The sequence below is a fragment of the Okeania sp. SIO2B9 genome (assembly GCF_010672505.1).
GTDB lineage: Bacteria > Cyanobacteriota > Cyanobacteriia > Cyanobacteriales > Microcoleaceae > Okeania > Okeania hirsuta.
The window spans coordinates 1-3,670 of the sequence record NZ_JAAHGK010000796.1 but is presented as its reverse complement, the minus strand read 5'-3'; the positions used below and the strand labels follow the sequence as shown (position 1 = coordinate 3,670).

At 36.3% G+C, this 3,670-nt stretch carries 3 protein-coding genes; all 3 read right to left on the bottom strand.

What is annotated here, in order from left to right:
• Positions 1-503: AMP-binding protein (locus F6K13_RS23530; protein WP_287288558.1), on the bottom strand; the 503-nt coding region annotated here is incomplete at its 3' end.
• A gap of 182 nt (positions 504-685) precedes the next feature.
• Positions 686-1,423, bottom strand: coding sequence for a HEAT repeat domain-containing protein (locus tag F6K13_RS23525; RefSeq protein WP_124143113.1), 738 nt, complete (start codon positions 1,421-1,423; stop codon positions 686-688).
• Positions 1,424-2,143: 720 nt separating this feature from the next.
• Positions 2,144-3,361: an acetate kinase gene (locus tag F6K13_RS23520; RefSeq protein WP_124154197.1), complete on the bottom strand. Its 1,218-nt coding sequence runs from the start codon at positions 3,359-3,361 to the stop codon at positions 2,144-2,146.
• Positions 3,362-3,670: the final 309 nt, after the last annotated feature.

The following is a 3,670-nucleotide window of genomic DNA, read 5'->3' as shown; positions in this document are numbered from 1 at the left end:
GGTAGAGGGTCTGATGTACCTGTAGTTAAAAAAGTTTCATAATCTGTTCCTGGTAATTTTTCTCCTTTTGCTTCTATTTGACTGTCTACTATATTAATTATTTCTTCTACACTTTCCAACTCATCCCACACTGATTTTACCAGGTGAGATAATTCTGTATCGACAAATAATAGACGCGCTCCACAGTTATTCAGGATATAGCAAATATCTTTAGCAGCTAATCGAATATTGATAGCGACTAAAACTCCTCCTGCTAGAGGAACGCCAAAATGTGCTTCTAGCATGGGTGGAATATTGGGGCAAAGGAAAGCTACGCGATCGCCTTTTTGTAACCCCCAGTTTTTTAAAGCGTTTGCTAGTTGATTAACTCTAGCGGCAAACTGCGCATAAGTCCATCTAGAGGAGCGGTAAACTATGGCATCTTTCTGATGAAATGCTGCGACACTACGTTCTAGAAAACTTTGGGGAGTGAGAAATTGATAAGAAACTTTATGCTTTGACATTAAGGATACTCCTTCGTACTATTGAATAAGTAACACTTCAGTTATTAGTAATTGAAAAAGTCCCAATAACTTTTTTGCTAATTTGAACCTGCGTTAATGTTAATTATTCTGATGTTTAATTCTCCCCCACTCCCCCACTCCCTTACTCAAGATAATCGTTGAAAAGTTTTTGAGAAACGATATTATAATCCTTCCATTGCTAAATCTTCAATAACTTGCAGACCCCTGGGGTCTCCTACTCGTAACAAAGATGATTTAGCATCTTCCCGCACTCCCATATCTTGCTCCTCTTCTAATGCTTCAATTAAGGCATCAATGCCACCTGCATAGACCACATTAGAAGGTAATTCTCGACATAATTGACCAATGGCCCATGCACAATTACTTCTAACTGCTGGCATTGAGTCTCGTCGCAAACCTTCAATTAATGGTGGTATTGCCCCTACTACCACTTCATAACTTACTTTGGCCATCTGACCAAGGGAACTTGCTGCCCATAGACGCACCGCAGAAATATCTGTTCTGAGGACATCAACTAAAGGCTCCAAAGCACGGCGATCGCGACAATTTCCCAAGGCCCAAACCACTCCTTTACGGACATAGCCGTTAAAGTCCTTATTCAATTGTGTAATTAGAGGTTCTACTGCATCTGGGCTAGGATTACGGCCCAAAGCATAAGCAGCACTAACTCGTATTAATGGACAATCATCTTCTAATAATTTAATTAATGGAATAATAGCCCGTTTTTCTTGGAGTTCACAGAAAGCTCGCGCTGCAATCATCCTTTGGGAGGGTTCTGAAGAAGTTAGCAATGGCAACATTTCCTCCGGATCTGGTTTTGGGGGTTCTTCTCCTAAATGATCTAAAGGACTTTCTGCCATTGGCTGAATATTGAGTTGATTGAGGTCTTCATTGTCCATAACTGTAATTTTACCCAAGAATCCTAGTTTCAGGAGAATCTCCGTGCCTGACCGCCGGAGAGTATGTCAATGTACTAATGTACTTTAATTTAGTGACATCGCTATATAGAATAATATATTAATCAGAGTTGACTGTAGATTGAGATAGACAAGTTAATAAATTTCATAATTCTGTGCCACTTCACATAAAATTGGTATTATGTCTAACACCTAATACCAAGCGTGATAAATGTTTGTTACAAATGGTAGGGACGTTGCATGCAATGTCCCTACGAAAGAAGGAAGAGGGAAGACCGAAGTTGGGGTAAATATTGAAAAAAAGGGAAAAAAGATAGAGATAACTATCTCAAATGAACTGGAGCAGCTATTTTTAAGCATATCCGATCAATATCTACCTTTTTGTAGCATTCTTTTTTCACGCTTGGTATAAGACCTACCACCGCGCCACCTAATTCTGTATAGTGGCATGACACAGCTAAAACTGTGGATTAGATTTTTTCCTATAATTCTGTTTATGGCAAGGTTTGACCATTTTTTTCTAATACACCATTTAAGGTGTGTCACGCCAGTAACCTCACATATAAAAGTCGAAGGAAAGGTTAGGACATATCAAAAGCTTAAAACTCAGACAACGGAAGATTTTTCCTTCTTCCTTCTTCCCTCTTCCTTCTGCTATAAAATTGGTATAACTATTTATCAAATTTTTAGTCCAAATATTACCTAAGCTTGATTCATTTTCTGCCAACATTCACAAGCGATCGCCCAATCTTCTTCTGTGTGTACTACCAATATTCGTACTGTTGAATCTGAAGTAGAAATATCGGTATCTATCCCTGGTTTAATATTTTTTTCCTTATCTATTTTTAATCCTAAAAATTCAAAATTTTCACAAGTTTTTTCTCTGACAATTACTGAACGTTCTCCTATTCCAGCAGTAAATACTAAAACGTCCATACCACCAAGAGAAGCGAGCATTTTTCCAATACAACAATGAAGTTGATGAATATAAATATCGAATGCTAATTGGGCACGTTCATCTCCTTCTTGCATCGCTGTGGTTATATAACGCATATCTCCAGATTTTCCAGATATTCCTTTTAACCCTGATTCTTTGTTGAGAATTGTATTGAGTTTTTCCGTATCTAGACCATGTTCTCGCATTAAGTAAATGAGGATTGCCGGGTCAATTGAGCCACTACGAGTTCCCATCATTAATCCTTCTAATGGAGTAAATCCCATGGTAGTATTAATACTAATTCCATTACGAACTGCTGCTAAAGAAGCTCCATTACCTAAATGACAAGTAATTATCCGCAAAGATTCTAGTGGTTTTCCTAATATTTTTGCTGTTTTTTGAACACAATATTTATGACTTGTTCCATGAAATCCATAGCGCCGAATTCCTTTTTCAAACCATTCATAAGGGATGGGATAAACAGCAGCTTTTTTTGGCATTTTACTATGAAATGCTGTATCGAATACTGCTATTTGAGCCACATTTCCTAATGTTTTTTCAATGGCTTCAATTCCTTCTAAATGATTGGGATTATGAGTAGGTGCTAAAGGAATAAGATTTTTGATTGTTGCCTTGACTTTATCTGTAATAAATGTTGCTTCTGAATAATCTGAACCGCCATGAACTACTCGATGACCAACTACATCTATATCGGATAGTTTATCTATAACTTTAGTTTCTCCTTGCCTAAGAGTTTCTAACATTTTAGCAATGCTTTCTAGGCGTTTTTCTGGGTTAAGTTTTATCTTCTTTTCTATTCCATTTGCTGCAATTTCCATCAGACCATAATCATCATTAGCAGTCCAGTCAATTGCTGCTTCCCAAATTGGTTTTGGTGGATTTTCTGGTAACTTTTCCCCAGTAATTTCATACAAGCAACTTTTTTGAGAACTGGAGCCTGCGTTTAAAACTAAAATTTTCATAGTTAATAATTATATCATGTTCGGTTGAATAGTTATTCTTTGAAAGAAGGAAGTCAGAAGGCAGAAGGCAAAAGGAAAAAAAAGGTTCAAAGGGATAAAGTTTTTTATCACTAATTATCCGGGCATGATATTTTTTTTTTATTATACTTTTTAGTAATAATATATAAGTAACAATATTAACTGGCAAAAGTCAATTAGTTGATCTATATTTTTCCTGGAAAACTTAGAATTAGTTAGAATTAAAAAAGTTAATTTTCACCTATTCTCTATATTTAAATAAATACCTACTTTTTTATAGCAGAAGTAAGA

What these genes read in the sequence shown, in the direction of transcription:
- F6K13_RS23520 (WP_124154197.1), bottom strand. Translation starts at nt 3,361, where the DNA reads ATGAAAATTTTAGTTTTAAACGCAGGCTCCAGTTCTCAAAAAAGTTGC.
- F6K13_RS23525 (WP_124143113.1), bottom strand. Translation starts at nt 1,423, where the DNA reads ATGGACAATGAAGACCTCAATCAACTCAATATTCAGCCAATGGCAGAA.